General features: G+C 73.4%; 20 protein-coding genes and 2 pseudogenes. 15 read left to right on the forward strand and 7 right to left on the reverse strand.

What is annotated here, in order from left to right:
- Positions 1 to 83 precede the first annotated feature (83 nt).
- From ACFYY6_RS12705 to ACFYY6_RS12750, 10 genes are all read left to right on the forward strand, one after another.
- Positions 84 to 1,001 (forward strand): FKBP-type peptidyl-prolyl cis-trans isomerase, encoded by a 918-nt coding sequence (locus tag ACFYY6_RS12705; protein ID WP_351525161.1) that lies wholly within the window; start codon positions 84 to 86, stop codon positions 999 to 1,001.
- A 43-nt stretch (positions 1,002 to 1,044) separates the two neighbouring features.
- Entirely contained in the window at positions 1,045 to 1,419 is a 375-nt protein-coding gene (locus ACFYY6_RS12710) for an FKBP-type peptidyl-prolyl cis-trans isomerase (protein ID WP_351525162.1), read from the forward strand.
- Between the two features lie 113 nt (positions 1,420 to 1,532).
- Positions 1,533 to 2,489, forward strand: a complete 957-nt coding sequence (locus tag ACFYY6_RS12715) for a WYL domain-containing protein (protein WP_351525163.1) — start codon at positions 1,533 to 1,535, stop codon at positions 2,487 to 2,489.
- 13 nt (positions 2,490 to 2,502) lie between these two features.
- Complete coding sequence (locus tag ACFYY6_RS12720) at positions 2,503 to 3,459, forward strand: WYL domain-containing protein (protein ID WP_351525164.1); 957 nt, start codon at positions 2,503 to 2,505, stop codon at positions 3,457 to 3,459.
- Positions 3,460 to 3,496: 37 nt separating this feature from the next.
- On the forward strand, positions 3,497 to 3,748 hold the full coding sequence (locus ACFYY6_RS12725; protein WP_386607429.1) for a hypothetical protein: 252 nt from the start codon (positions 3,497 to 3,499) through the stop codon (positions 3,746 to 3,748).
- A gap of 285 nt (positions 3,749 to 4,033) precedes the next feature.
- Entirely contained in the window at positions 4,034 to 4,231 is a 198-nt protein-coding gene (locus ACFYY6_RS12730; RefSeq protein WP_351525165.1) for a hypothetical protein, read from the forward strand.
- A gap of 585 nt (positions 4,232 to 4,816) precedes the next feature.
- Complete coding sequence (tatA, locus tag ACFYY6_RS12735) at positions 4,817 to 5,110, forward strand: Sec-independent protein translocase subunit TatA (RefSeq protein ID WP_351524933.1); 294 nt, start codon at positions 4,817 to 4,819, stop codon at positions 5,108 to 5,110.
- A 66-nt stretch (positions 5,111 to 5,176) separates the two neighbouring features.
- Positions 5,177 to 6,127, forward strand: a complete 951-nt coding sequence (gene tatC / locus ACFYY6_RS12740) for a twin-arginine translocase subunit TatC (protein WP_351524934.1) — start codon at positions 5,177 to 5,179, stop codon at positions 6,125 to 6,127.
- Between the two features lie 16 nt (positions 6,128 to 6,143).
- Positions 6,144 to 7,052: a diacylglycerol kinase gene (locus tag ACFYY6_RS12745; RefSeq protein WP_351629058.1), complete on the forward strand. Its 909-nt coding sequence runs from the start codon at positions 6,144 to 6,146 to the stop codon at positions 7,050 to 7,052.
- Between the two features lie 44 nt (positions 7,053 to 7,096).
- Positions 7,097 to 9,931, forward strand: coding sequence for a DEAD/DEAH box helicase (locus tag ACFYY6_RS12750; RefSeq protein WP_351524936.1), 2,835 nt, complete (start codon positions 7,097 to 7,099; stop codon positions 9,929 to 9,931).
- Positions 9,932 to 10,127: 196 nt separating this feature from the next.
- Here the strand turns inward: ACFYY6_RS12750 and ACFYY6_RS12755 are convergent, their stop codons facing one another.
- Positions 10,128 to 11,645 carry a PucR family transcriptional regulator gene (locus ACFYY6_RS12755; protein WP_389193008.1) on the reverse strand — a complete coding sequence of 506 codons (1,518 nt, stop codon included), beginning with the start codon at positions 11,643 to 11,645 and terminating at the stop codon, positions 10,128 to 10,130.
- An 89-nt stretch (positions 11,646 to 11,734) separates the two neighbouring features.
- On the opposite strand from ACFYY6_RS12755, the gene ACFYY6_RS12760 reads away from it, so the two are divergent.
- From ACFYY6_RS12760 to ACFYY6_RS12780, 5 genes are all read left to right on the forward strand, one after another.
- The gene (locus ACFYY6_RS12760; RefSeq protein WP_389193011.1) at positions 11,735 to 12,877 is read left to right on the forward strand and encodes a DUF917 domain-containing protein; all 1,143 of its coding nucleotides are present in this window, start codon (positions 11,735 to 11,737) and stop codon (positions 12,875 to 12,877) included.
- The gene (locus tag ACFYY6_RS12765; RefSeq protein WP_389193014.1) at positions 12,874 to 14,214 is read left to right on the forward strand and encodes a hydantoinase/oxoprolinase N-terminal domain-containing protein; all 1,341 of its coding nucleotides are present in this window, start codon (positions 12,874 to 12,876) and stop codon (positions 14,212 to 14,214) included. The genes ACFYY6_RS12760 and ACFYY6_RS12765 overlap by 4 nt, the downstream gene beginning before the upstream one ends.
- Before the next feature lie 104 nt (positions 14,215 to 14,318).
- Complete coding sequence (locus ACFYY6_RS12770) at positions 14,319 to 15,749, forward strand: cytosine permease (protein ID WP_351629072.1); 1,431 nt, start codon at positions 14,319 to 14,321, stop codon at positions 15,747 to 15,749.
- Positions 15,750 to 15,797: 48 nt separating this feature from the next.
- Positions 15,798 to 17,393: a hydantoinase/oxoprolinase family protein gene (locus ACFYY6_RS12775; protein WP_351629075.1), complete on the forward strand. Its 1,596-nt coding sequence runs from the start codon at positions 15,798 to 15,800 to the stop codon at positions 17,391 to 17,393.
- A complete protein-coding gene (locus tag ACFYY6_RS12780) occupies positions 17,386 to 18,459 on the forward strand; it encodes a DUF917 domain-containing protein (protein ID WP_351524942.1) in 1,074 nt (357 codons plus the stop codon). The genes ACFYY6_RS12775 and ACFYY6_RS12780 overlap by 8 nt, the downstream gene beginning before the upstream one ends.
- A 139-nt stretch (positions 18,460 to 18,598) precedes the next feature.
- Here ACFYY6_RS12780 and ACFYY6_RS12785 read toward each other — a convergent pair whose 3' ends face one another.
- The 6 genes and pseudogenes from ACFYY6_RS12785 to ACFYY6_RS12810 form a co-directional block, all read right to left on the reverse strand.
- Entirely contained in the window at positions 18,599 to 19,093 is a 495-nt protein-coding gene (locus tag ACFYY6_RS12785; protein ID WP_351629078.1) for an SPW repeat protein, read from the reverse strand.
- A 98-nt stretch (positions 19,094 to 19,191) separates the two neighbouring features.
- Positions 19,192 to 19,837, reverse strand: a pseudogene (locus ACFYY6_RS12790) (ADP-ribosylglycohydrolase family protein); the annotation flags it as partial.
- Between the two features lie 171 nt (positions 19,838 to 20,008).
- A pseudogene (locus ACFYY6_RS12795) lies at positions 20,009 to 20,370 on the reverse strand (ADP-ribosylglycohydrolase family protein).
- 27 nt (positions 20,371 to 20,397) lie between these two features.
- Positions 20,398 to 21,834, reverse strand: coding sequence for a deoxyribodipyrimidine photo-lyase (locus ACFYY6_RS12800; RefSeq protein WP_351523692.1), 1,437 nt, complete (start codon positions 21,832 to 21,834; stop codon positions 20,398 to 20,400).
- A 350-nt stretch (positions 21,835 to 22,184) separates the two neighbouring features.
- Positions 22,185 to 23,030 (reverse strand): siderophore-interacting protein, encoded by an 846-nt coding sequence (locus ACFYY6_RS12805; protein WP_351523690.1) that lies wholly within the window; start codon positions 23,028 to 23,030, stop codon positions 22,185 to 22,187.
- 48 nt (positions 23,031 to 23,078) lie between these two features.
- Complete coding sequence (locus ACFYY6_RS12810; protein WP_351523695.1) at positions 23,079 to 23,987, reverse strand: 5'-3' exonuclease; 909 nt, start codon at positions 23,985 to 23,987, stop codon at positions 23,079 to 23,081.
- Positions 23,988 to 24,049: the final 62 nt, after the last annotated feature.

Genomic DNA, 24,049 nt, shown 5'->3' on the forward strand with positions numbered 1-24,049 from the left:
CTTTCCTCCACTGCCAATCGTGGACGAGGTCGTTAGAGTGGCGGGGACCCAACCGACCGTGCCGTCTGAGATCTGAGGAACACGTGCGCCGACTTGCCGGCCTTCTCGTCGTCCCCCTGCTGCTGCTGACAGGGGCCTGTGGCAACGACAATGGCACCGCTTCCGAGTTCCCCGCGATCACCGCGGGGGCGAAGTTCGGGGAGAAACCCACCCTGTCCAAGGGCTCCGGTAACCCGCCCAAGGAGCTGAAGACGAAGGTCCTCAGCCAGGGCGACGGTCCCGAGGTCAAGAACGGCGAGGCGGTCCAGGTCAACTACCTCGGCCAGTCCTGGGACTCCGACAAGCCCTTCGACAACAGCTTCGACCGCAAGCCGTTCGATCTGACGCTCGGCGCCGGGATGGTCATCCAGGGCTGGGACAAGGGCCTGGTCGGCAAGAAGGTCGGCAGCCGGGTCCAGCTGGTCATCCCGCCGGACCTCGGTTACGGCGCACAGGGCCAGGGCGACATCAAGCCCAACTCCACCCTGGTCTTCGTCGTCGACATCCTGAAGGCGACACAGATCCCGGTATCCGCCAAGGGCACCGAGGTCGCACAGGACGACGTCGACCTGCCGAAGGTCGGCACCAACACCGACGGCAAGGCCCCGAAGGTCACCATCCCGTCCAAGAGCACCCCGCCGTCGAAGCTGGTCTCCAACTACGTCCTGGAGTCCAAGGGCGAGGTCGTGAAGGACACCGACAGCGTCATCGTGCACTACGTGGGCCTGGTGTGGAAGGACGGCAAGACGTTCGACAGCACGTACACCACGGGCCGGACGCAGACCTTCCCGCTCGCCCAGGTCACCCTGAAGGGCCTCAAGAACGGGCTGGTCGGCAAGAAGATCGGCAGCCGCGTGCTCCTCGTCGTCCCGCCGGACCAGGGATTCGGCGACCAGGCGCAGCAGACCATTCCGGCGAAGTCCACGCTGGTCTTCGCCGTGGACCTGCTGGCGAAGATGTAAGACTGTCCCGGTTGCGCAGTTCATCATCAAGAGGAGCAACTCAGTGAGCATCGAGAAGCCCGAGATCGACTTCCCGGGTGGCGAGCCGCCGGCCGACCTGGAGATCAAGGACATCTGGGAGGGCGACGGCGCGGTGGCCAAGGCGGGCGACAACGTCTCGGTCCACTACGTGGGCGTGGCCTTCTCCACCGGTGAGGAGTTCGACGCCTCCTGGAACCGCGGCACCCCGCTGCGGTTCCAGCTCGGTGCCGGGCAGGTCATCTCCGGCTGGGACCGGGGCGTGCAGGGCATGAAGGTCGGCGGGCGCCGCCAGCTGACGATCCCCGCGCACCTCGCGTACGGCGACCGCGGCGCCGGCGGCGGCCGCATCGCCCCCGGCGAGACGCTGATCTTCGTCTGCGACCTGGTCGCCGTCTGATCCGCGCCTCTACGCGACGAGGGCCCGTGCCGCAAGGTGCGGGCCCTCGCTTTTGTCCCGGAAGCCGGGAGCGGTACGGTCGACGATCGTAGAGCGGAGAAGAAAGGGCGTCGATGGCGATCGCCAAGGCCGAGCGGCTGATGAACCTGGCCCTGTGCCTGCTGGGAACGAGGCGCCCGCTGAGCAAGCGTGAGCTCCGGGGGTCCATCGAGGCGTACTTGGAAGCGGGCTCCGACGATGCCTTCAACCGGATGTTCGAGCGAGACAAGGACGATCTGCGCGAACTCGGTCTGGTCATCGAGACCGTGGAGAACCTGGACGGCGACACCGGGTACCTCGCCCGCCGCGACAGCAACCGCCTCCCCCCGATCACGCTGGACGCCGAGGAGGCCGCCGCGCTCGGGCTGGCCGCGAAGGTCTGGCAGCAGGCGCGGCTGGCCGGTGCCGCCAGCGGCGCGCTGCAGAAGCTCCGGGCGGCCGGAATGCCGGAGACCGAGGACACGTACGAGGTGCACAGCGCCCTCGAACCCCGCATCCCCGTGCACGAGGCCGCGTTCGAGCCGCTGATGCTGGCCTGCCGGGACCGCCGCCCGGTGACCTTCGACTACCGCAAGGCCAACGCCGCCCGGCCCGAGAATCGCCACGTCGAGCCGTGGACCCTGGAGTGCTGGCGCGGCCACTGGTACCTGGCCGGCTGGGACCGGGACCGCCGCGCCGAGCGGGTCTTCCGCCTCTCCCGGATCACCGGCAAGGTGCGCTCGCGGGCGGCCGGCACATTCACCGCCGAGGTGCCCGACGTCGTGACGGTCCGTGAGACCGTGGAGAGCTGGGCGGGGGAGACGGCCACCCGGACCGCGCTGATCAGGCTGCGCACCGGCGCCGGATACCCGCTGCGCTCGCGCGCCGTCTCGGTCCGGGAACTCGGGAACGGGTGGGACGAGTTGGAGATTCCCTACGGGCACGGACTGGACGCCTGGCTCGTCGAGTTCGGCCCGGACGTCGTCGTGGAGGAACCCGCGGACCTGCGGGCCGACGTGGTGGAACGGCTGCGTGCCGTGGCCAAGGACTGAAGGGGGCCCGTTCATGGCCACGAACGCGATCGACCAGACCCGGCGGATGCTCTCCCTGGTCACCTATCTGCGCGAGCGCCCCGGCGCCCACATCCAGGACGTCGCCCGCGCCTTCGGTATCACCGAGGACGAGCTGATCTCGGACCTCGACGTGCTGCCCATGTGCGGAACGAGCTTCCGCGGCGGCGACCTGCTGGACATCGACACCGACGGCGAGCGGATCTGGTGGCACAACCCCGACGACGTCGCCGAGCCGCTGCGGCTCGCGGCCGACGAGGCGACGGCGCTCCTGGTGGCCGCCCGCGCCGTGGCCACGCTGCCGGGCCTGCGCGAGAGCGACCGGCAGGCGCTGCTGCGGGCCACCGCGAAGCTGGAGACCGCGGCCGGTGAGGTGGGGGCGGCCAGTTCGAGGCTCTCGGTCACCTTCGAGTCCGAGGGCGGTGTCTTCGCCGAGGTCGACCGGGCGATCTCGGAGCGGCGCCGGCTGTGGCTGCGCTACTACTCGCCCGCGCGAGACGAGCTCACCGAGCGCGAGGTGGACCCGATCCGGCTGTTCGCCGTGGGTCACACGTACATGGAGGCGTGGTGCAGGTCCTCCGAGGACCGGCGCACCTTCCGCCTCGACCGGGTCGCCGCGATCCGGCTGCTGGACGAACCGGCCGCACCGCCGGAGCTCGAACTGCGCGATCTGTCCGAGGGACTGGTCCAGCCCTCGGCCGAGGACCCGGAGGTCGTGGTCGAGGTCGGCCCCGGCGGGCGATGGGTCGCCGAGTACTACCCGCACGACACCGCCCGGGAACTCCCGGACGGCGGGCTGCGGATCGCCCTGCGCACCCCCGACCCGGCCTCGCTGCGCAGGCTCGCGTTGCGGCTCGGCGGGGAGGGGCGCATCGTCTCCCCGCCGGAGCTGGCGCGGAGTGCCCAGGAGGCGGCCCGTGCCGCACTCGCCGCCTATGACGACCCGGTCTGAGCGGACATTCGAGGGAGATGTGAGCGATATGTCTGCGATGTCGGGTGTGCCTACCGTGGTGGTCCCGGACTCCGTGCGCTTCAAGGCGGCCTGTCCGGACTGCCGGGAGCGGTTCGAGCTGACGGCCGGGGCGATCCGGCTCGCCGTGGGCGCCAGCCGCCGCACCACGTTCTACTCCTTCACCTGCCCGGAGTGCGGCTCGGCCGTCCGCAAGCCCGCGGGGGAGCGGATAGTCGAGCTCCTCACCCACGGCGGGGTACGGACGCTGCGCCTCCACAGCAGTCTCTAGTGCCGTGACCGACAAGGTTTGCCCGGAAGGAGCGTCGTCCGGTGGGAAGGGCTACGCGGGCTCTCGGCCAACGCCGAAGGGGGTCCCCCTGGCCCTTGAGGCCTTGGGGGAGTGCGTGCCGGACGGTGCGACGGGGCAAACGTTGCCGGGAGCGGCACTGGTTCCACTCCCGTGCCGGCCGCTCCGGCTCCGGTTCCCTCCGCGCCCCATGTCCACCACCCGTCACCGGTCACCCGCCACCGTCCCCGGAATTCTCCGAGGCCCCGACACATCGAGGATCCCCGCATGTTCTGGCCCATGCTCGCCATCGCCCTGGGCTTCCTCGGGATCGCCGTTCTGGGCGTGCTCGCCGTCAGGGTCTTCATCGAGGTCCAGCGTCTGGGGCGGCAGGTGACGCTGACCACTCAGCGCATCAACCGTGCCGCGGAGGACCTCGAACGGGCTGCGACGGACCTCGCCGCCACGGGCGAGGCGCTGCGCTAAGGGCTGTCCCGTATCCGTCGCGGATCGGCGCGCGGCGTCAGATGTGGTGCATCGCAAGGCGGAGGGGCGCCCGCATACGGGACGTATGTGGGCGTTCCGACAACGCGGCGAGGTGCCGCGGCTGTCGTCGGGCGCCCGTCAGGGATTACGGGACAGCCCTTAGGGAGTGTTTCGAGAGTCCCGTCCGGTCCGCGACGCCTGGCACGGCGCCTCGCCACGTGGTCGAGACGCCGCCGGCCCCGCCCTTCGGGCGGACGGCACCACTTTCGGAACACGCCCCGGCCGGGCGCCGTCGCAGACGTACGCCGCCGGGTGACAGGGGCACGGCAGCCGCGCCGCCACGCGTTCGTGTGAGGCGGTGACCAGGGCCGATCGGTCGTCCAGGGCGCGGCCTCCTGTTTCCCGGACTCGGGGGGTACGCTGCTCGAGCGGCCCGCAGAGCGAGGCGCGGGCCGTCACCGCGGGTACGCACGGGTATTGCCCCGTGTTCACTACCGCGGGATACGATCGCTGACAGTACGACGATCGGACGCCCGTTGTTCGATCCGCCCCACCCCGGCTGCCTCGGTGAGAAGGTACACGCTTATGTTCGGAAAAATCGGCGCTCCCGAGATCATCCTGATCCTCGTCGTCATTGTTCTGCTGTTCGGCGCGAAGAAGCTTCCTGACATGGCTCGCTCGCTGGGCAAGTCCGCCCGCATCCTGAAGAGCGAGGCCAAGGCGATGAAGTCCGAGAGCGGCCCGTCGGCCACCCCGGCCGAGCCGGCGGCCAACGACCAGGCCCAGGACCAGGCCGCCCCGCGTACCATCAAGGCCGCGCCGGGTGATGTGACCAGCTCCCGCCCGGTCGCCGAGCCGACCGACTCGACCAAGCGCTGACAGTAACGGGCCGACGCAGGCGCCGGGGATTCGGTGACGGCCTGCTGCACGAGATGAGGACGTGGGTTGCTCAAGTCTTCCCGCAAGCAGGAGAGGGACCCAGAGGGCCGCATGCCCCTGGTGGAGCACCTGCGCGAGCTGCGTAACCGGTTGGCGAAGGGGTTGCTGGGGATCGTCGTCGTCACGATCGTCGCCGCCTTCTTCTACAAGGGGATCGTCGAGGTCTTCACCGACCCGGTACTGAAGTCGGTCGGTTGCGAGTCGAGCTTCGCCGAACTCGCCAAGAAGGATGACGGCACCTGCGCGCGTATCGTCCTGAACGGTCTGCTCACCCCGTTCACGCTGGCCCTCAAGGTCTCCCTGATGGCGGGCATCGTCGTCTCCTCGCCGATCTGGCTGTACCAGCTGTGGGCCTTCGTCGCGCCCGGGCTGCACAGGCACGAGAAGAAGTACTCCCTCGTCTTCGTGGGCGCGGGCTTCCCGCTGTTCCTCGCCGGGGCCTTCTTCGCGTACAAGACCCTGCCCACGATGGCGCGGGTGCTCCTGGACTTCTCGCCCGCCGATCTCGACAACCAGCTGCCTCTGGACGAGCTGCTGGATGTGATCACGCGCATGGTCGTGGTCTTCGGGCTCGCCTTCGAGCTGCCCCTGCTGCTCGTGATGCTCAACTTCGGCGGGATCCTCACCGGCAAGCGGATGCTCGGCTGGTGGCGGGGCATGATCATGGGGATCACGGTCTTCGCGGCGGTGGCCACTCCCAGCACCGATCCGGTCAGCATGCTGCTGCTCGCCGGACCGATCTGGGTCCTGTACTTCCTGGCCACGGGGATCTCCCTCGTCAACGACCGGCGCAAGGCGCGGCGCGAGGCGGCGGGGCCGGGCGACGACGAGGCGTCGGAGCTGGACCTGACCCCCGCGGACATCGGAGAGGTCGAGTCGGTCGCGTCCCGCGGCGCCCTGCCGCACCCGACGAGCCCGGACCGTGACCGGGTGAACGGTTACGACGACATCACCTGACCTGTAGGGTCCCCGGGTGACCAGCGAGATCACCCTTTTCGTCAATCCCACCGCCGGACGCGGCCGGGGCGCGCGTGCCGCGCAGCCGGCCGCTTCCGCGTTGCGGGACGCGGGATTCTCCGTGCGCACCGTCCTCGGCGAGGACGCCGACGACGCCCTGCGACGGGCCCGCGAGGCCGTCGCGGGGGGCACCGGCGCACTGATCGCCGTCGGCGGGGACGGCATGATGTCCCTCGCCCTCCAGGCCGTCGCCGGGACGACGACCCCGCTCGGCGTCGTCGCCGTGGGCACCGGGAACGACTTCGCCCGCGCGCTGGGAGTGCCGGTCGTGGACCCGGCCGCCGCCGGACGGCTGGCCGCCGAGGCGCTCAAGGGCGGCGGTGTCCGCGAGATCGACCTCGGCCGGGTCGGGGACCGGTGGTTCGGGTCCGTGCTCGCCTCCGGCTTCGACTCCCGGGTCAACGACCGCGGCAACCGGATGCGTTTCGTGGGCGGGCGGTTCAAGTACGACCTCGCGATCCTCGCCGAACTCGCCGCGTTCCGGCCGATCCCGTACCGCCTGCGGCTGGACGACGGACCGGTGCGGGAGATCGAGGCGACGCTCGTCGCCGTCGGCAACGGGACGTCGTACGGCGGCGGCATGCGGATGTGTGCCGACGCCGTCATGGACGACGGGCTCTTCGACGTGGTCGTGGTCGGGAACTGCAGCCGCGCCACGCTCCTGAGGGTCTTCCCCCGGGTCTACCGGGGAACGCATCTCGGCCACCCCGCGGTGACCGTGCACCGGGCCTCCTCGGTCGAACTGTCCGCGGCCGGTGTCACCGCGTACGCGGACGGCGAACCGCTGGGGGCTCTGCCGCTCACCGCGACGTGCGTACCGGGCGCGGTCACGGTGCTCGCGCCCGGTGCTCCCGGCGGACTCTAAAGATCGAGCCGCTGTCACAGGCGGCGGGTACGCTCGTAGGCAACATGACAGAGGACCTCTCACCCGCTGAGCGATACCAGGCTTCTCGGATCCGTGCCGCCGAGCTGGCCACCGCACTCGCGCCCTTCCGGGAGCTGTACGAATTCGAGCTGGACCCCTACCAGATCGAGGCATGCGAGGCACTGGAGGCCGGCAAGGGCGTGCTCGTCGCCGCCCCGACCGGCTCGGGCAAGACGATCGTCGGCGAGTTCGCCGTGCACCTCGCCCTCCAGCAGGGGCGGAAGTGCTTCTACACCACCCCGATCAAGGCCCTCTCCAACCAGAAGTTCGCCGATCTGGTCAAACGCTACGGGCCCGACAAGGTCGGCCTGCTGACCGGTGACAACAGCGTCAACGGCGACGCCCCCGTGGTCGTCATGACGACCGAGGTCCTTCGGAACATGCTGTACGCGGGCTCGCAGGCGCTGCGCGGCCTCGGCTACGTGGTGATGGACGAGGTGCACTACCTCTCCGACCGGTTCCGGGGCGCCGTCTGGGAGGAAGTGATCATCCACCTCCCGGAGTCCGTCACGCTCGTGTCGCTCTCGGCGACCGTGTCCAACGCGGAGGAGTTCGGCGACTGGCTGGACACCGTCCGCGGCGACACCGAGGTCATCGTCGCCGAGCACCGCCCGGTGCCGCTCTGGCAGCATGTGCTCGCGGGCCGCCGGATGTACGACCTCTTCGAGGAGGAGAGCGACCACGGCGGACGCGGTACCGCACGCCGCGAGGTCAACCCCGACCTCATCCGGCTCGCCCGGACGGAGAACCAGCGGACGTACAATCCCCGCGACCGCCGCCGGGGCAAGATGGTCCGCGAGGCGGACCGGGAGCGTGAGCGCCGCCAGCGCGGCCGGATCTGGACCCCGGCCAGGCCCGAGGTGATCGACCGGCTGGACGCCGAGGGGCTGCTCCCGGCCATCACGTTCATCTTCAGCCGGGCGGGCTGCGAGGCGGCGGTGCAGCAGTGTCTGCACGCCGGTCTGCGGCTCAACGACGAGGCGGGGCGCCGCCTGGTCCGCGAGATCGTCGAGGAGCGGACCGCGTCCATCCCCGGCGAGGACCTCCACGTCCTGGGCTACTACGAGTGGCTCGAAGGGCTGGAACGGGGCATCGCCGCGCATCACGCCGGCATGCTGCCCACGTTCAAGGAGGTCGTCGAGGAGCTGTTCGTGCGCGGCCTGGTCAAGGCGGTCTTCGCGACCGAGACCCTCGCCCTCGGCATCAACATGCCCGCGCGCTCGGTCGTGCTGGAAAAGCTCGTCAAGTGGAACGGCGAGCAGCACGCCGACGTCACGCCCGGCGAGTACACCCAGCTGACCGGGCGGGCCGGCCGCCGCGGCATCGACGTCGAGGGCCACGCCGTGGTCCTGTGGCAGCGCGGCATGGACCCGGTGCAGCTGGCCGGGCTCGCGGGCACCCGGACCTACCCTCTGCGGTCCAGCTTCCGGCCCTCGTACAACATGGCCGTCAACCTGGTGCACCAGTACGGGCGGCACCGCTCGCGCGAGCTGCTGGAGACCTCCTTCGCGCAGTTCCAGGCCGACCGGTCCGTGGTCGGGATCTCCCGGCAGGTCCAGCGCAACGAGGAGGGGCTCGAGGGCTACCGCGAGGGCATGACCTGCCATCTCGGTGACTTCGAGGAGTACGCGCGGCTGCGCCGCGACCTCAAGGAGCGGGAGAACGAACTGGCCAAGCGGGGCGCGACCCAGCGGCGGGCCGAGGCGGCGGCCTCCCTGGAGAAGCTGCGGCCCGGCGACGTCATCCACGTGCCCACCGGCAAGTTCGCCGGACTGGCGCTGGTCCTCGACCCCGGTCTGCCGGCCGGCCGGGCCAACGGCCACGGGCACCGCGGGCTCGAATACCACGACGGGCCGCGGCCGTTGGTGCTGACCGCCGAGCGGCAGGTGAAGCGGCTCGCCTCCATCGACTTCCCGGTTCCGGTGCAGGTGCTGGAGCGGATGCGGGTGCCGAAGTCGTTCAACGCGCGCTCGCCGCAGTCGCGCCGCGACCTGGCCTCCGCCCTCCGGACGAAGGCCGGGCACATCGTGCCGGAGCGGCACCGCAAGGGACGGTCCCCGGCCGCCGACGACCGGGAGATAGCCCGGCTGCGGGCGGCCCTGCGCACCCACCCCTGCCACGGGTGCGACGAGCGCGAGGACCATGCCCGGTGGGCCGAGCGCTACCACCGACTGCGGCGCGACACCAAGCAGTTGGAGCGCCGCATCGAGGGCCGGACGAACACGATCGCCCGGACCTTCGACCGCATCGTCGCGCTGCTCACCGAGCTCGACTACCTGCGGAGCGACGAGGTCACCGAGCACGGGCGGCGGCTCGCCCGCCTCTACGGGGAACTGGACCTGCTGGCCAGCGAATGCCTGCGGGACGGCGTGTGGGAGGGCCTGAACCCCGCCGAACTCGCGGCATGCGTCTCGGCGTTGGTGTACGAGGCGCGGCAGGCCGATGACGCGGTGGCGCCCAAGCTGCCGTCGGGGCCCGCGCGGGCCGCGATGGGGGAGATGGTCCGGATCTGGGGCCGACTCGATGCCCTGGAGGAGGAATTCAAGATCAATCAGGCGGAGGGGGTCGGGCAGCGCGAGCCCGATCTGGGCTTCGCCTGGGCCGTCTACATGTGGGCGTCGGGACGCACCCTGGACGAGGTGCTGAACGAGGCGGAGATGCCCGCGGGGGACTTCGTCCGGTGGTGCAAGCAGGTGATCGACGTGCTGGGCCAGATCGAGGCCGCGGCGCCCCGGGACGGCAGCACGGTCGCGCGCAACGCGCGCAAGGCCGTGGACGCGGTGTTGCGCGGGGTGGTCGCCTACAGCTCCCTGGGGTGACCCGGGGGCCGGGGCGGCTGCCGCTTCTTCCGGGCGACGCGGCCGCGCGACCGGCCTCCGGGACGGCGTATGTGCGCGCCGCGGACGGGGCGCGCACACCGGGACCCGGTTCGACGTCCGACGCCGTCCGGTTGCGGGGCGGGCGGGGTGCGCCCGGCCCCGAAGCAGGGACGCGGACCGGTGGCCGGCGTCGTGCTCAGCCACCGGCGGCGGGCGGTTCGTCGTGCGGCGCCGACAGGCTCGCGCGGCAGGCCAGTTGGAGGGCGAGGCGGATGTCCGGATCGCTCAGGTCGGCGCCCGTCAGCCGGACCACCTTGCGGATGCGGGCGCCCACCGCGTTCCGGTGCAGATGCAGGGCCTCGGCGGCGCGGCCGGGCGAATTGTTGTGGTCCAGATAGCCCTGGAGCGTACGCAGCAGCGGCTCGGCGCGCTCCGGGCCCAACGCCAGTACGGGGGCGAGAAGTTCGGCGACCGCCTCGCGCGCGGTGTCGGAGGCGTACCACTCCAGCAGCATCCGGTCGAGCCCCGCCGCGTCGTGCGCGGCCACCGCGGGGCCGAGGCCGCGCGGTACGGCGGCCCGTGCCTCCCGGGCCGAGGTGCGGATGCCCAGCGGACCCCGGTGGGGCGAGCCCACGCCGCACCGCAGTCCGGCCTCCGGACGCAGCCCGGCCAGCCGGTCCACCACGCGGCGGGCCCGGGCCAGGGTCGCGCGCCGCCCGTCCGGCCCCGGGTCGGCGGGCCAGGTGCCGAGCAGCACGAGGGCGTCGTCGACCAGAGCGGCGTTCCACTGGACGGCGTCGGCGGGCGGGGGCGCGGCGCCGGAGGGCTGTGCCGCCGGACCGTCCCAGGAACGCAGCAGCGTCAGGGCCCGGGACATCACCGCGTCCAGCACCTTCGGCCGGTCGGCGGCGTCGAGGCCGCCGGCCTCCACTCGCAACGCCATGTGCCAGCCGTCCACCGGGAGCGCCAGTGCCCGGCCCCGGGCGGCCAGCCGGGCGGCCTGGTCGCGCGGGGCCACGAGCAGTTCGGCGAGCAGCCGGCCGCGGGAGCGCACCGGGACGTCGCCGTGCCCGCCGCCCGCCGCCGCGAGGGCCGCCAGCACCAGCACGGAACGCACCGCCGCCCCCGCGTGGCCGGGACGGGGCGGGGCGGCGAGCCGGATGTCGCCGTCCGGACCGGCGGCCGACGCGCCCTCCTCGCCCGGGCCCGCCGCCCGCAGCTCCACGGGCACCCCCAGGGCCCGGGACGCCGCTGAGGCCACCCGCTCCGGGTCGCCCGCGACCGCCGTCACCTCCCGCGCGGCGGCGGCGACCCGGGCGAGCGCGTCCGCGGCGGACCCGGCCACCGCTCGTTCCACCGCCACCACGAGGGCGGCGAGGTCCCCGCCCGCGTACAGCACCGCGACCCGGCCCCGTTCGGCGAGCGCCCGGGCGGTGGCCGTCACCTCGGCGGGCAGCCCGTGCGGCGCCTGGGCCACCCCCGTCAGGACCAGCGCCGCGGCGCCCGCCGCCGCGGCGTCCCGTACCGCCACGTCCAGCAGATGCCCGGGCAGCGGCGCCAGCAGCACGGCGACCGTCCCCGCGGGCAGGGTGGCGAGCCGGTCCGGGCGAGGCTCCAGGCGCACCCCCGTCACCTCCACCGCGTCGAGCGGCCCCACCAACGGGCGCAGCCCCTCCAGACCGGGGGAGGAGAGGAGTTCCAGGATGTTCGGCATCCCATCAGTGTGCCGTGAGCACACCAGGAGGCCGAAGAGAGGGCCGATGGCCCAGGCGTCGCGCCTTGCGCCTCCCTACGCTGGAACGCATGCACATGGACGCCGGAGCGCTCGCCGACTTCGCGCGGGGCTGTGCCGTCCTGGGATCAGGCGGCGGCGGCCCCGCCGATGTGACGCTGCCCGTCGCCGGACAGGCGATCGAGGAATGCGGTCCGGTGCGTGTCGTCGACCCGTCCGGCCTGCCCGACGACGCGCTGGTCATGCCCGTCGGGCTGGTGGGTTCGCCCGCGGTCGCCGCCGAGCGGATCGGCGGCCGGGACGAGCCCGCGCGGCTGCGCGCCCGCTTCGAGGACCTGCACGGCGCCCCGGTGGCCGCGGTGATGAGCAGCGAGATCGGCGGCCTCAACGGCTGCGTCGCCGTCGCCTGGGCGGCCCGGCTGGGACTGCCGCTGCTCGACGCCGACTCGATGGGCCGCGCCTTTCCCCGCATGGACCAGAACGTGCTGCAATTGGCCGGCCTGCGCCCCTGCCCGGCCGTGCTCGTCGACGAGCACGGTCACACCGTCGTCGTCGACGGTGTCGACGGCGCGCACCTCGAACGCTTCGCCCGCGCCGCCCTCGACGCCTTCGGCGGGCGCGCCGCGTCCGCCGACTACCCCCTCACCGCCGGGCAGGCGGCCCGCCATGCCGTCACCGGATCGGTCACGCGGGCCCTCGCCCTCGGCCGCGGCGAAGGACCGGAGCCCCTGCTCACCGGCAAGGTCTCCTCGGTCCGCCGGTACGCCACGCGGGACGCGGACGGCGACGACGCCACCGCCGTCCTGCTGGAGGGCGCCGGGCCCGACGCCGGGCGACTGGTCCTCGTCGAGGCCCGCAGCGAGTTCGTCGCCGCCCTGGAGGACGGCACCGCGCTCGCCGTCGTCCCGGACGTGATCGCGCTGGTCGACGTGCGGACCGGCTGGGCCGTCCCGGTCGAGGAGGTCCGCTACGGGCTGCGCGTGCACCTCGTCACGCTGCCCTCCGCCCCGGTCTGGTACACGCCGGAGGGGCTGCGACTGGCCGGCCCGTCCGCCTTCGGTCTGCCGGGGCTCGGCCACGCGGACCCCTCGGGGGCCGTTCCCGAGGACGCCGCGCCGCTCGTCGCCGACGGCCGTCCGGGGCTCGTCCCGGACGGCGCGCCCGGCACCTCCTCGGCCGCACCCGGTCACCGGCCCGGGGGAGGCACGCCGTGATCCTCGGCGTGGACGTCGGGCCCACCAACACCGATGCCGTCCTGCTGGAGGGCGGCCGGGCGGTCCGGGCCGTCAAGGTCCCCTCGATCGCCGGTGACGCCGTCGGCTCGCTCGCCGCCGCGGTCGGCGCGCTCCCCGCCGAGCCCCGGCGCCGGGCCACACAGCTCGCCGTGGGGCTGCGGGTCGCCGCCCGCGCGGTCCGGGAACGCGAAGGACTGGCCCGGGTCGGGGTGCTGCGCGTGGGCGGCGCCGCCGCGGACGCCGTCCGGCCGCTGTTCGGCTGGCCCGCGGCGCTGCGCGACGCCGTGTGCGCGGGCACCGCCAACGTACGGGGCGGCGGGGGCCTGTCCCCCCGCGACACCACCCCGCTCGACCGGGACGCCGTCGCCCGGTTCGGCGCCGCGCTCGCGGGCCGCGCCGAGGCGTTCGCCGTCACCGCCGTGTTCTCGCCCGCCGACGGCGAGCAGGAGCGGGAGGCGGCCGAGATCCTGCGCGCCGAGACCGGCCCCGACACGACCGTCCTGCTCTCCAGCGACGTCGGCACGCTCAGCCTGCTGCACCGCGAGAACGCCACGGTCCTCGACGCCGCCCTGTCCGTCCTGGTGGCACGGGTCGCCGACGAGCTGACCGCCGCGCTGCCGCGCCTCGGCCTCGCGCCCGGCGCCGCCGTACTCGTCACCCGCAGCGACGGCACCCTCATGAGCCTGGAGTACCTGCGCCGCCAGCCCGGACTCAGCCTGGGCAGCGGTCCCGCCTGCACCATCCGGGGCGCCGGCCTCCTGGCCGGTCTCGGCGACGCCGTGGTCGCCGACATCGGCGGCCGCCGCGCCCGGGTCGGCGCCCTGACCGGTGGCTACCCGCAGGAGGCCGGACCCGGTGAGCGCTTCGGCGGCGTACCCGTCAGCCTGCGCTTCCCGGACCTGATCACCGTGCCCGCCGACGCGCACCGCGAGCTGGCCGAGGCCGCCGACCGGATGCGGCCCGCGGCCGGACTCCTGCCGCTGGTCCTGGTGGGCGGCGGCGCGGACGGCGTGCCCGGCCGCGTACTGACCGGATTCGACGTCGTACGGCCCGAACACGGCGACGTCGCCGGAGCGTTCGGCGCGGCGGCCAGCCCGGTCGGCGGCCAGTACGACCGCATCGTCACGCGCGGCCCCGGCCGTCGGATCGACGCCGTGCGCGACGAAGTACGGGATCTGGCCAGGGCCGGGGCCGTACGGGCCGGTGCCGATCCCCGGCGCGTGGAGACCCGGTCCGAACCGGATCTGCCGGTGCCGTATCTGCCGGGCGCGGTGCTTCTGCGCGCCCGGGCCGCGGGACCGCCCCTCCCGCTCTGAGACCCGTCGTTCCCCCTCCCTCCCCCGCGGAGCAGCCCACCGCCGTGCTGCCGCGTCCCTCCGCCCTACCCCCGCCCCGCCACCGCCACCCGAGGACCGTCCCCATGACCCAGCCCGCAGCGCGGCCGAAGCCGCAGCCACCCACCGAGACCGCCGAGCCGCAGCCGCAGGACGAGGACTACCCGCTGGAGCGGGTCCCGCGCTCGGCCCGCTACTCCTGGTTCAACGTCGCCGTGCAGCGTTTCGGCCAGCTCTCCGACCTGACCCAGTTCCTGCTGGGCGCCACGCTCGGCGCCGGTCTCTCCTTCTGGGGCGCGTTCTGGGCGTTCACGCTCGGCTCGGTGATCCTGGAGGTCGTCTGCATCTTCGTCGGCATCGCCGGCATGAAGGAGGGCCTCTCCACCTCGATGCTGGTCCGCTGGACCGGGTTCGGCCGCTACGGCTCCACCCTGATCGGGCTCGTCATCGCGGTCAGCCTGTTCGGCTGGTTCGGGGTGCAGACGGCGGTGTTCGCGGCCGGACTCCACTCCATCGTGCCCGCGCTGCCCCTCTGGGCCTGGTGCCTGGTCTGCGGCCTCGGCGTCACCGCGCTGGTCCTGCGCGGCTTCCGCGTCATGGGCTGGACCGCGTTCGTCACCGTGCCCGCGTTCCTCGGTCTCGCGGGCTGGGCCATGGCCGTCGAGTTCTCCCGGCACCACATCGGCGACCTGGTGACGGCCGCGCCCTTCGGCGCCCACCTCTCGATCGCCACCGGCGCGACCATCGTGGCCGGCTCGTACATCGTCGGCGCGGTCACCACCCCCGACATGACCCGCTTCAACCGCAACACCGGCGACGTGGTCAAACAGACCGTCGTCGGCATCAGCCTCGGCGAGTACGTCCTGGGCCTGGGCGGCGTGCTGCTCGCCTACGCGGTGAAGTCCTCCGACCTGATCGCCATCATCACCTCCTCCTCCGGTGTCATCGGCGTCATCGTCCTGGTCTCCGCCACCGTGAAGATCAACAACTGGAACCTGTACTCCTCGTCGCTGGGCCTGATCGGGGCCGTCGAGGCGCTGTTCAAGGTCCGGCTGCACCGGGTCGGCACGACCGTGGCCATCGGTGTGCTCGGAAGCCTCGCGGCGGCGGCCGGGATCCTGGACCGGTTCACCGAGTTCCTCACGGTGCTGGGCGTCCTCACCCCGCCGGTCGCCGGGATCATGGTCGCCGAGTACTTCGTCGTGAAGAAGTGGCGGCCCCAGCTGGACACGTCGCGTGCCGTGGGACGGCTGCCCGAGACCGAACCGAGCTGGGTTCCGGCCACGATCGCCCTGTGGGCCGCTGCCTCCCTGGTCGGCTGGCTCAGCGACCACTACCAGTGGTGGGGGATACCCGCGCTCAACTCCCTGCTGCTCGCCGGGCTCGGCTACGCGGTCGTCGGAAAGCTCGGCCTGGTGCGAGGCGCCCGCGAACTGCCGTTCACCCAGCCCGCCCGGCCCGCCGCGGCGATCGAGGCGGAGCAGGACGCGGTCCGGCCGCGGAGCGCCGTCGCCTGACCCGCGGGCCCACCCCGACACCCCACCCCTACGAAAGACGGACACACCATGCGCATCGGAATCGACGTCGGAGGCACCAACACCGACGCCGCCCTCCTGGGGGACGACGACCGGATCCTCGCGACCGCGAAGACCCCCACCACCTCCGACATCACCTCCGGGGTCACCACGGCCGTCCGGGCCCTGGACCCGCCGAAGGAGGACGTCACCGCCGTCATGATCGGCACGACGCACTTCCTGAACGCGCTGATCGAGGGCGCCCGCCTCGCCCCGGTCGCGGCGGTGCGCCTGGGCCTGCCGGCCACGGCGGCCCTGCCCCCGATGACCGACTGGCCGGAGCGCCAGCGGGCGGCCGTCGGCGGACACGGCTACCTGTGCCACGGCGGCCGCGAGTTCGACGGGCGTCCGCTGTCGCCGCTCGACCCGGAGGAACTGAAGCGCACCGCCGCCGACATCGCCGCGCGCGGACTGACCTCGGTGGCCGTGTCCTCGGTGTTCTCCCCGGTCGCGGAGGAGGACGAGCGCCGGGCCGCCGAGATCCTCGGCGCGGAACTGGGTCCGGACGTCCACTTCTCGCTCTCCCACGAGCTGGGCCGGGTCGGGCTGCTCGCCCGTGAGAACGCCACGATCATCAACGCGGCCCTGCGAGACCTGGCCACCGCGATCGTCGAGTCCTTCGCCAAGTCGCTCGCCGACGTCTCGCTGACCGCGCCGTTCTTCCTGTCGCAGAACGACGGCACACTGATGGACGTGGACTTCGCTCGCGCCTACCCGGTGGCGACGTTCGCCTCCGGGCCCACCAACTCGATGCGCGGCGCGGCGTTCCTGTCCGGCCTCGGCGACTGCGCGGTGGTGGACGTCGGCGGCACCACCGCGGACGTCGGCATCCTCACCGGCGGCTTCCCGCGCGAGGCGGCCGGCGAGAGCGAGGCCGCGGGCATCCGTACCAACTTCCGCATCCCCGACGTGCTGTCCCTCGGCATCGGAGGCGGGTCCCTGGTCTCGGCCGAGGGCGAGACGGGCCCCCGTTCGGTGGGCTACCGGCTCACCGACGAGGCGCTGGTCTTCGGCGGATCCACCCTGACGGCGACCGATCTCGCGGTCGCGGCGGGCCGCGCCGACATCGGCGACCGCTCCCGCGTCGCGCATCTGGACCCGGAATTCACCGCCCGGGCCCTCGACCGGATCGCCGAGCGCCTGGCGGAGACCGTCGACCGGATGCGCACCTCGCCGGGGGCGCTGCCGGTCGTCGCGGTGGGCGGCGGAAGCGTGCTGGTGCCCTCGTCCCTGCCGGGCTTCGACGACGTGCGGCGCCCTGGACACTTCGACGTCGCCAACGCCGTGGGCGCCGCGATAGCCCAGGTCGGCGGGGAGGTGGACCGGGTCTTCCAGGTCCCCGACGGCCGCCGGGACGCGGTACTCGCCGAGGCGCGCGAGGAGGCCGTCGCACGGGCGGAGAGCGCGGGCGCCCGGCCCGGCACCGTCCGCATCGTCGACGTGGAGGAGGTCCCGCTCGCCTATCTGCCCGGCGGCGCGACCCGCATCCGGGTCAAGGCGGTCGGCGATCTCGACCTGAACGGCATCGGCACCACCCGCACCCCGGCCGGGGCGCGCGAGACCCACGGAGCAGCGTCACATGCGTGAGATCACCCTCGACAACCTGGACGACATCGCGCGCGGCGCGGGCATCCTCGGCACCGGCGGGGGAGGCGACCCGTACATCGGCAAGCTGTTGGCGCGCGAGGCCATCCGCCGTCACGGGCCGGTGCGGCTCGTCTCCTTCGACGAGGTCCCGGACGACGCGACCGTCGTCCCCGTCTCCGGGATGGGCGCCCCGACGGTGCTGCTGGAACGCGTCCCGGCCGGGGGCGAGGAGGTGGCCGCCCTGCGCGCCCTGGAGAAGCACATCGGCCGCCGTGCCACCCACATCGCGCCGATCGAGGTCGGCGGCGTCAACTCGATGCTGCCCGTCGCCTGCGCCGCCGAGGCGGGCCTGCCGCTGGTCGACGGGGACGCCATGGGCCGCGCGTTCCCCGAGGCCCAGATGGTGCTGCCCGGACTGATCGGGGTGGCCAACACGCCGATGGCGCTCGCCGACGACAAGGGCAACACGATCATCGTCGACGCCGTCTCCAACCACGCGGCCGAGCGCATCGCCCGCGCGGTCTGCGTGGAGCTCGGCTGCCAGATCTCCAGCGCCGACACCGTGATGCGCGGCGACCAGCTCGCCGACGGTCTCGTCCCCGCCACGCTCACGCTCGCCGAACGGCTCGGCGCGGCCGTCCGCGAGGCGCGTGCCGCGCACGAGGATCCGGTACGGGCGGCCCGCGCCATGCTCTCCGGCAGCCATCTTCTGACCGGCAAGGTCGTGGATGTCAGCCGCCGCACCGAGGGCGGCTTCGCCCGGGGCAGCGCCCGGATCGAGGGCGTCGGCGGCGACGCGGGACAGGTCCTCGAACTCGGCTTCCAGAACGAACACCTGCTCGCCACCCGGGACGGCGAGACGGTCGCCACCACCCCCGACCTGATCTGCGTGCTGGACACCGACACCGGCGACCCGGTGACCACGGAAGGACTGCGCTACGGGCTGCGCGTCAGCGTGCTGGCGGCCCCGTGCGACCCGCGCTGGACCACACCGGGCGGACTGGCCCTCGCCGGACCGCGGTACTTCGGGTACGACGTGGACTACCTGCCGTTCTGCCGGGACTGAACCGCGCGACGGTTCTCGGGGCCGCGGGCAGAACCACGCGGCGGGCCCCGGACCGGTCGGCGGCACGGGCCCGGGCGTGGCCGGCCGGGTCCGCCTCCCGCGGGCCCGGCCGGCCGTCGGTTCGGGCCGGGTCCCTTGCTCAGGCCGGGCGGTCGGCTCGCGCCGGCCGGTCGGCCCGGGCCGCTCGCCTGCCGGTCGTGTGCTTGCCGGCCTTCATCGACACGGCCGCGCAGACCAGCCCGAGCAGCAGGGTCAGCGCGCCGATGATGACGTTGTTCAGGATCACACCGAGGCTCGGGGCACTGCCGACGACCCAGGTCGAGATGATCATCCAGATGCCCATGGCGCAGATGGCCCAGCTCAGGCCGTACATCCGCTCCGGCATGGCGGTGAAACCCAGACCGAGTACCGCGATCGCGATACCCATGATCACGTTGTGCGTCGTCAGCCTGGGCTGGGTCCCCAGGAAATTGACCACCCAGGGCGAGATGGCGCAGTAGAGACCGACGAGGAACACCGGTGCGTCCACGAGCGCCACGTCCCGCCCGCCCATCACGCGGGCGTAGCGGTCGCGCATTTCGGAAACATCGGGGTGACCGGCCATGTCACGGCCGGCGTGCGAGAGGTTCGACATGGGGTTCGTCTCCTTCGCTTCTGCAGACCTGGCCGCCCCTTCCGAGCGATAGCGGCCTGCTCTGCCATTCTGCTCTTATATGCCCCTTATGTGTAGTTCTAGGGAGTGTGAGCATCCGGAGAAGCGGAACGCGTGCTGGGCGACCGACCGTCCAGTCGTTGTGCCAGGGCGACCAGGTGGGCCGTGTGCAGCACCCGGTTCCCGAACCCCGGAAGCGGAACGTGCAGCGGTGCGGTCCAGCGCGCCGGAATCGCGGCGTACCCGTACACGGCACCCGCCAGCGCGCCGGTCACGGCGGCGACCGTGTCCGTGTCCCCTCCCACGTCGACCGCGGCGGACAGCGCGTCCTCGAACGTGCGCGTGGTGCGCAGCGCCCACAGCGCGGTGCCCAGGCACGGCCACACCGCCCCGTTGAACTCCGTCGCCGCGCCCGGGTGCCGGCCGGGTGCGAGAACGGCCGCCCACCGCTCGCGGTGATCGCCGTGCACGCAGTCGAGCGTGTCCGGAACGGCGGTGAGCGGATCGTCGCCGTCCAGCGCCACCCGGACGAGTTCGTGCAGGATGGCGGTGCCCTCCCAGGCGGCCCGGTCGCCGTGGGTGAGCGCGGCGATCCGGCGGGCGGCGTCCATCGTCGCCGTCCGTCCCGCACGCGCGAAGTACACCGCCGACGTGGCGGCCCGCATCAGCGAGCCATTGCCCGCGGCACGCCCCCTCGACCTGGAAGTGCAGGGCCGCCGCGAGGTCCTGGTGCTGCGACGGGAAAGGTTCACCGGCTCGCGACGCCCGGCACGGTACCTCGCCGCGTTGTCGCATCACCCGAGTACGTCCCGTACGAGGGCGATCCTCCGCCTTGCGATGCACCGCACCGGACGCCGCGAGCTTCGCGGCAGACCCTTCCGGCCACAGCACCAGGGGTCACCGCTCGTCAGTACGGCCTCGGTCTGCAGGCCGATGTCCTTCGGCCCGGCGTCCCGCCCAGCGGCGGAACCGGTCGAAGAGGTGGGGCGGATCGAAGCCGCCCCGCTCCAGCAGGGACTCGGCGACCAGCACGGCCATCTGCGTGTCGTCCGTGGCCTCGCCCGGCTCCCAGCCGCCGCCCCGCACATCGTGCCGACGCCGTCGGGGAAACGGGCCGCGTACGCACCGGCGGGGCCGAACTCGAACGGCGCGCCCAGGGCGTCGCCGACCGCCGACCCGACCACCGCCCCCGCGATCCGGTCCGGCCGGTGCGGGGCCACCGTCCGCCGCGGCCGCTCCCGTCGGTTCCGTGAGGTCATGGCCGGAGCGTACGGGGGCCGGCCTCCTCACGCGCGCGCTTTCGCCGAGCGGTCCCGGTCGCGAGTACGGGTGCGGCGTTCCGCTCCGGTACCGACCGGCGCTCGACGCAGTTCGCGGGCCCGTTCGAAGCGGGTCCGCGCCTCGCCGAGGTCCACGATCGGCTCCGGGTAGTGCGGCGCCGCCTCCCGGGCGGCCGGCTTCCACGGCTCGTGGACGGCGCCGCCCGCCAGCCCGGCCAGCTCCGGGACCCAGCGGCGCACGTAGTCGCCCCGAGGATCGAACCGCTTTGCCTGGACCACCGGGTCGAGGACACGGTTCGGCCGGGTGTCCGTGCCCGTGCCGGCCACCCACTGCCAGTTCAGCTGATTGTTCGCCAGATCGCCGTCGACCAGCAGGTCCAGGAAGTGCGCGGCGCCGACCCGCCAGTCCACGTACAGCGTCTTGGTCAGAAAGCTCGCCGTCAGCAGGCGCGCCCGGTTGTGCATCCAGCCCTCGTGCGCCAGTTGCCGCATCCCCGCGTCCACGAGCGGGTAACCGGTGCGCCCGGCCCGCCAGGCGGCGGCCCCGTCCTCGTCCGCACGCCAGCGGTCGCCGCGCGGGCGGTAGTCGTCGTGCGCGGCGTCGGGGCGGGCGGCGAGCACCTGGTGGTGGAAGTCCCGCCAGGCCAGCTGCCGTACGAACGCCCCGGCGCCGGGGCCGCCGCGTCGCCGTGCCCGGTGGACCACCTCGGCCGCGGAGAGGCAACCGAAGTGGAGATAGGGGGAGAGATGTGACGTCGCGTCGGCGGACAGATCGTCATGAAGGCTCCCGTAGGCGTCCATCGGCCCGTTCACCCACGCGGACAGCAGCCGACGCGCCACCGATTCGCCGCCGGTGGCGAGTCCGGGCGACACCCCGGTCACCTCCTTCCGCTGCGGCAACGGCTCGCCCCGCACCCCCTTTGGCAGCCGCACCGCGCGGGGAGCGGGCAGGACACCTCGTACCCCTGCCGCCTCCCAACGGCGGAAGTAGGGCGTGAACACCGCGAAATGGTCCCGGCCCGTCGGAACGACCCGGCCCGGCGGGAGCGCGGTGACCACCGCGTCATGGACGTGCAGCGCGCAGCCGACCGGCGCCAGCGCGGTTCGCAAGCGCTCCTCGCGGCGCAGTGCGTACCCGCTGACGCCCGCCGCGACGTGCAGCTCGCGTGCGCCGGTCTCCACGACCACGGCACGGGCGGCCGCCACCGCGTCGCCGCTCCGGACGACCAGCCGGCCGCCGCGGCGGCGCAGGCCCGCGTCGAGGTCGTGGAGGCAGTCCGCGAGGAACGCCCGGCGGTTGGGGGCGTCGAAACCGGCCTGCCGGATCCCGTTGTCACGCACGAACAGCGGGACGACTCCGTCCGTGCCGCGTACCGCCGCCCGCAGCACCGGGTTGTCGTGCAGCCGCAGGTCGGAGGTGAGGAGTGCCACGGACACCGGCATGGGGGCGTACGCCTTTCCGTCGTCGTTCGCACGCCCGGGAGGCCGGGGGACGCGGGCCCGGAAGGCCGTGCGGCGGGTCACCGGGGCCGAGGCGCGCGGGCCCGGAGGCCGACGGCGCGGGCCCGGGGACGTGCGGCAGCGGGGCCGGGGGCGCGACGGTCCGGGTGTGACGCTCCGGGGCCGGGCGTGCGCGAGATCCTTCCACGCGGCCGGGCCGGGCGCCCGTCGGCCGCCCGGAGCGTCCCCCTCACGGCCGTACGGCGCAGGCCCGTTCGACGCGGGTCGCCGCGCTCGGCCCGGAAACGCGTGTGCCCCCGGCCGGGGCCGGGGGCACACGGGAGCGGGCGGTCTCATGCCGCCGCGCTCTCCTGTTCGCGCTCCACCTGGGCGTTCCACTCGCGCTTGACCGCGCGCCAGGCGTCGTCGCTCTGGCCGAGCCGCCAGTACCCGGAGATCGACAGCCGGGAGAGCGGGATCCCGCGTTCCAGGCGCAGATGGCGGCGGATCTCCTTCACGAAGCCCGCCTCGCCGTGGACGAACGCCTGGACGTCGCCCCGCGGGAACTCCAGCTCCGTGACGGCGGCGACCAGCGCCTCGCCGACCCGGCGCTCCCCGCGGTGCAGCCAGGTCACCTCGACCCCGTCCGGCGTCACGATCTTCTGCTCCTCGGAGGCGTCCGCCACCTCCACGAACGCGTGCACCACCGCGCCCGCCGGCATCCGCTCCAGGGAGGCGGCGATGGCCGGGAGGGCGCTCTCGTCGCCCGCCAGGAGGTGCCAGTCGGCCGCGGCGTCCGGGACGTAGGCCCCACCGGGCCCGAGCATCGTCACCTGCTGGCCCGGGACCGCGCGCAGCGCCCAGGGCCCGGCGAGGCCCTCGTCGCCGTGGACCACGAAGTCGACGGCCAGCTCCCGGGCGGCCGGATCCCAGGAACGCACGGTGTAGGCGCGGGAGGAGGGCCACAGCTCCCGGGGCTGCTCCTCGCGGATGCGGGCCATGTCGAACGGGTGCGGGTAGTCCGCGCCCTCGGGCGCGAAGCAGATCTTGACGTAGTGGTCGGTGAACCCGGCGAGTTCGAAGTCGGCGAGCCCGTCACCGCCGAACACGACGCGCACCATGTGCGGGGTGATCCGCTCGGTGCGCAGGACCTCGGCCCGCTGCGCCTTGGGTGCCTGCCGTGCCGGTCGCTCTGCCACGAGGTTCTCCCCTGATTCGATTTGCTTAGGCTTACCTAAGCTAGCATCTCAGGTGCGCAGTGTGGAGAGCAGGCGCTGCAGGGCGCCCCCCAGCCCCCAGCGCTTCGCGAGGGCCTCCAGGGCGACGGGATCGCGCGGCTCGACGGGCAGCGCCGGGTCGAACGCGGGCAGCGGTACGTCACCGGCGACGCGGACCACCTTCGGCGCGACCGCCACGTAGTCCCGGGCCTCGTCGAGCCGCTTGCGCTGCGAGGGCGTCAGCCGGGAGGACGGGTCGTCGACGGCGGCCATGATCCCGGCCAGGTCGCCGAAGGCGTCCAGCAGTTTCGCCGCGGTCTTCTCGCCGATGCCGGGGACCCCGGGCAGGCCGTCGCTCGGGTCGCCGCGCAGCAGCGCCAGGTCGGCGTAGCCGGAGCCGTCCACCCCGTACTTCTCCCGCAGCCAGGTCTCGTCGGTGAGCTGGAGCGAGCCGACCCCCTTCAGCGGGTACAGCACCCGCACGCCGCGGGCGTCGTCGACCAGCTGGTAGAGGTCGCGGTCGCCGGTGACGATGTCCACCGGCCCGCCGGCCAGGCGGGTGAGCGTGCCGATCACGTCGTCCGCCTCGTAGCCCGCGACGCCGACCCGGGCGATGCCCAGCGCGTCCAGCACGTCCTCGATCACCGGCACCTGCGGGGCCAGGGTGTCGGGGGTCTCCTCCTCGTCGGGCAGGCCCTCGGCGGTCTCGACCGCCACCCGGTGCGCCTTGTACGAGGGGATCAGCTCCACCCGCCAGTGCGGCCGCCAGTCCGCGTCCATGCAGGCGACCAGGTCGTCCGGGCGGTGGTCCTGCACCAGGCGCGCGATGAAGTCGAGCAGACCGCGCACGGCGTTGACCGGCGTCCCGTCCGGTGCGCGCACCGAATCGGGGACCCCGAAGTAGGCGCGGAAGTACAGGGAGGCGGTGTCCAGGAGCATGAGTCGTCGCGTCACACCCCGATGATGCCGCACCCCGCCGACACCGCCCGTCGGCCGCGTGG

This window comes from Streptomyces sp. NPDC001750 (genome assembly GCF_042892615.1).
Lineage (GTDB): Bacteria > Actinomycetota > Actinomycetes > Streptomycetales > Streptomycetaceae > Streptomyces.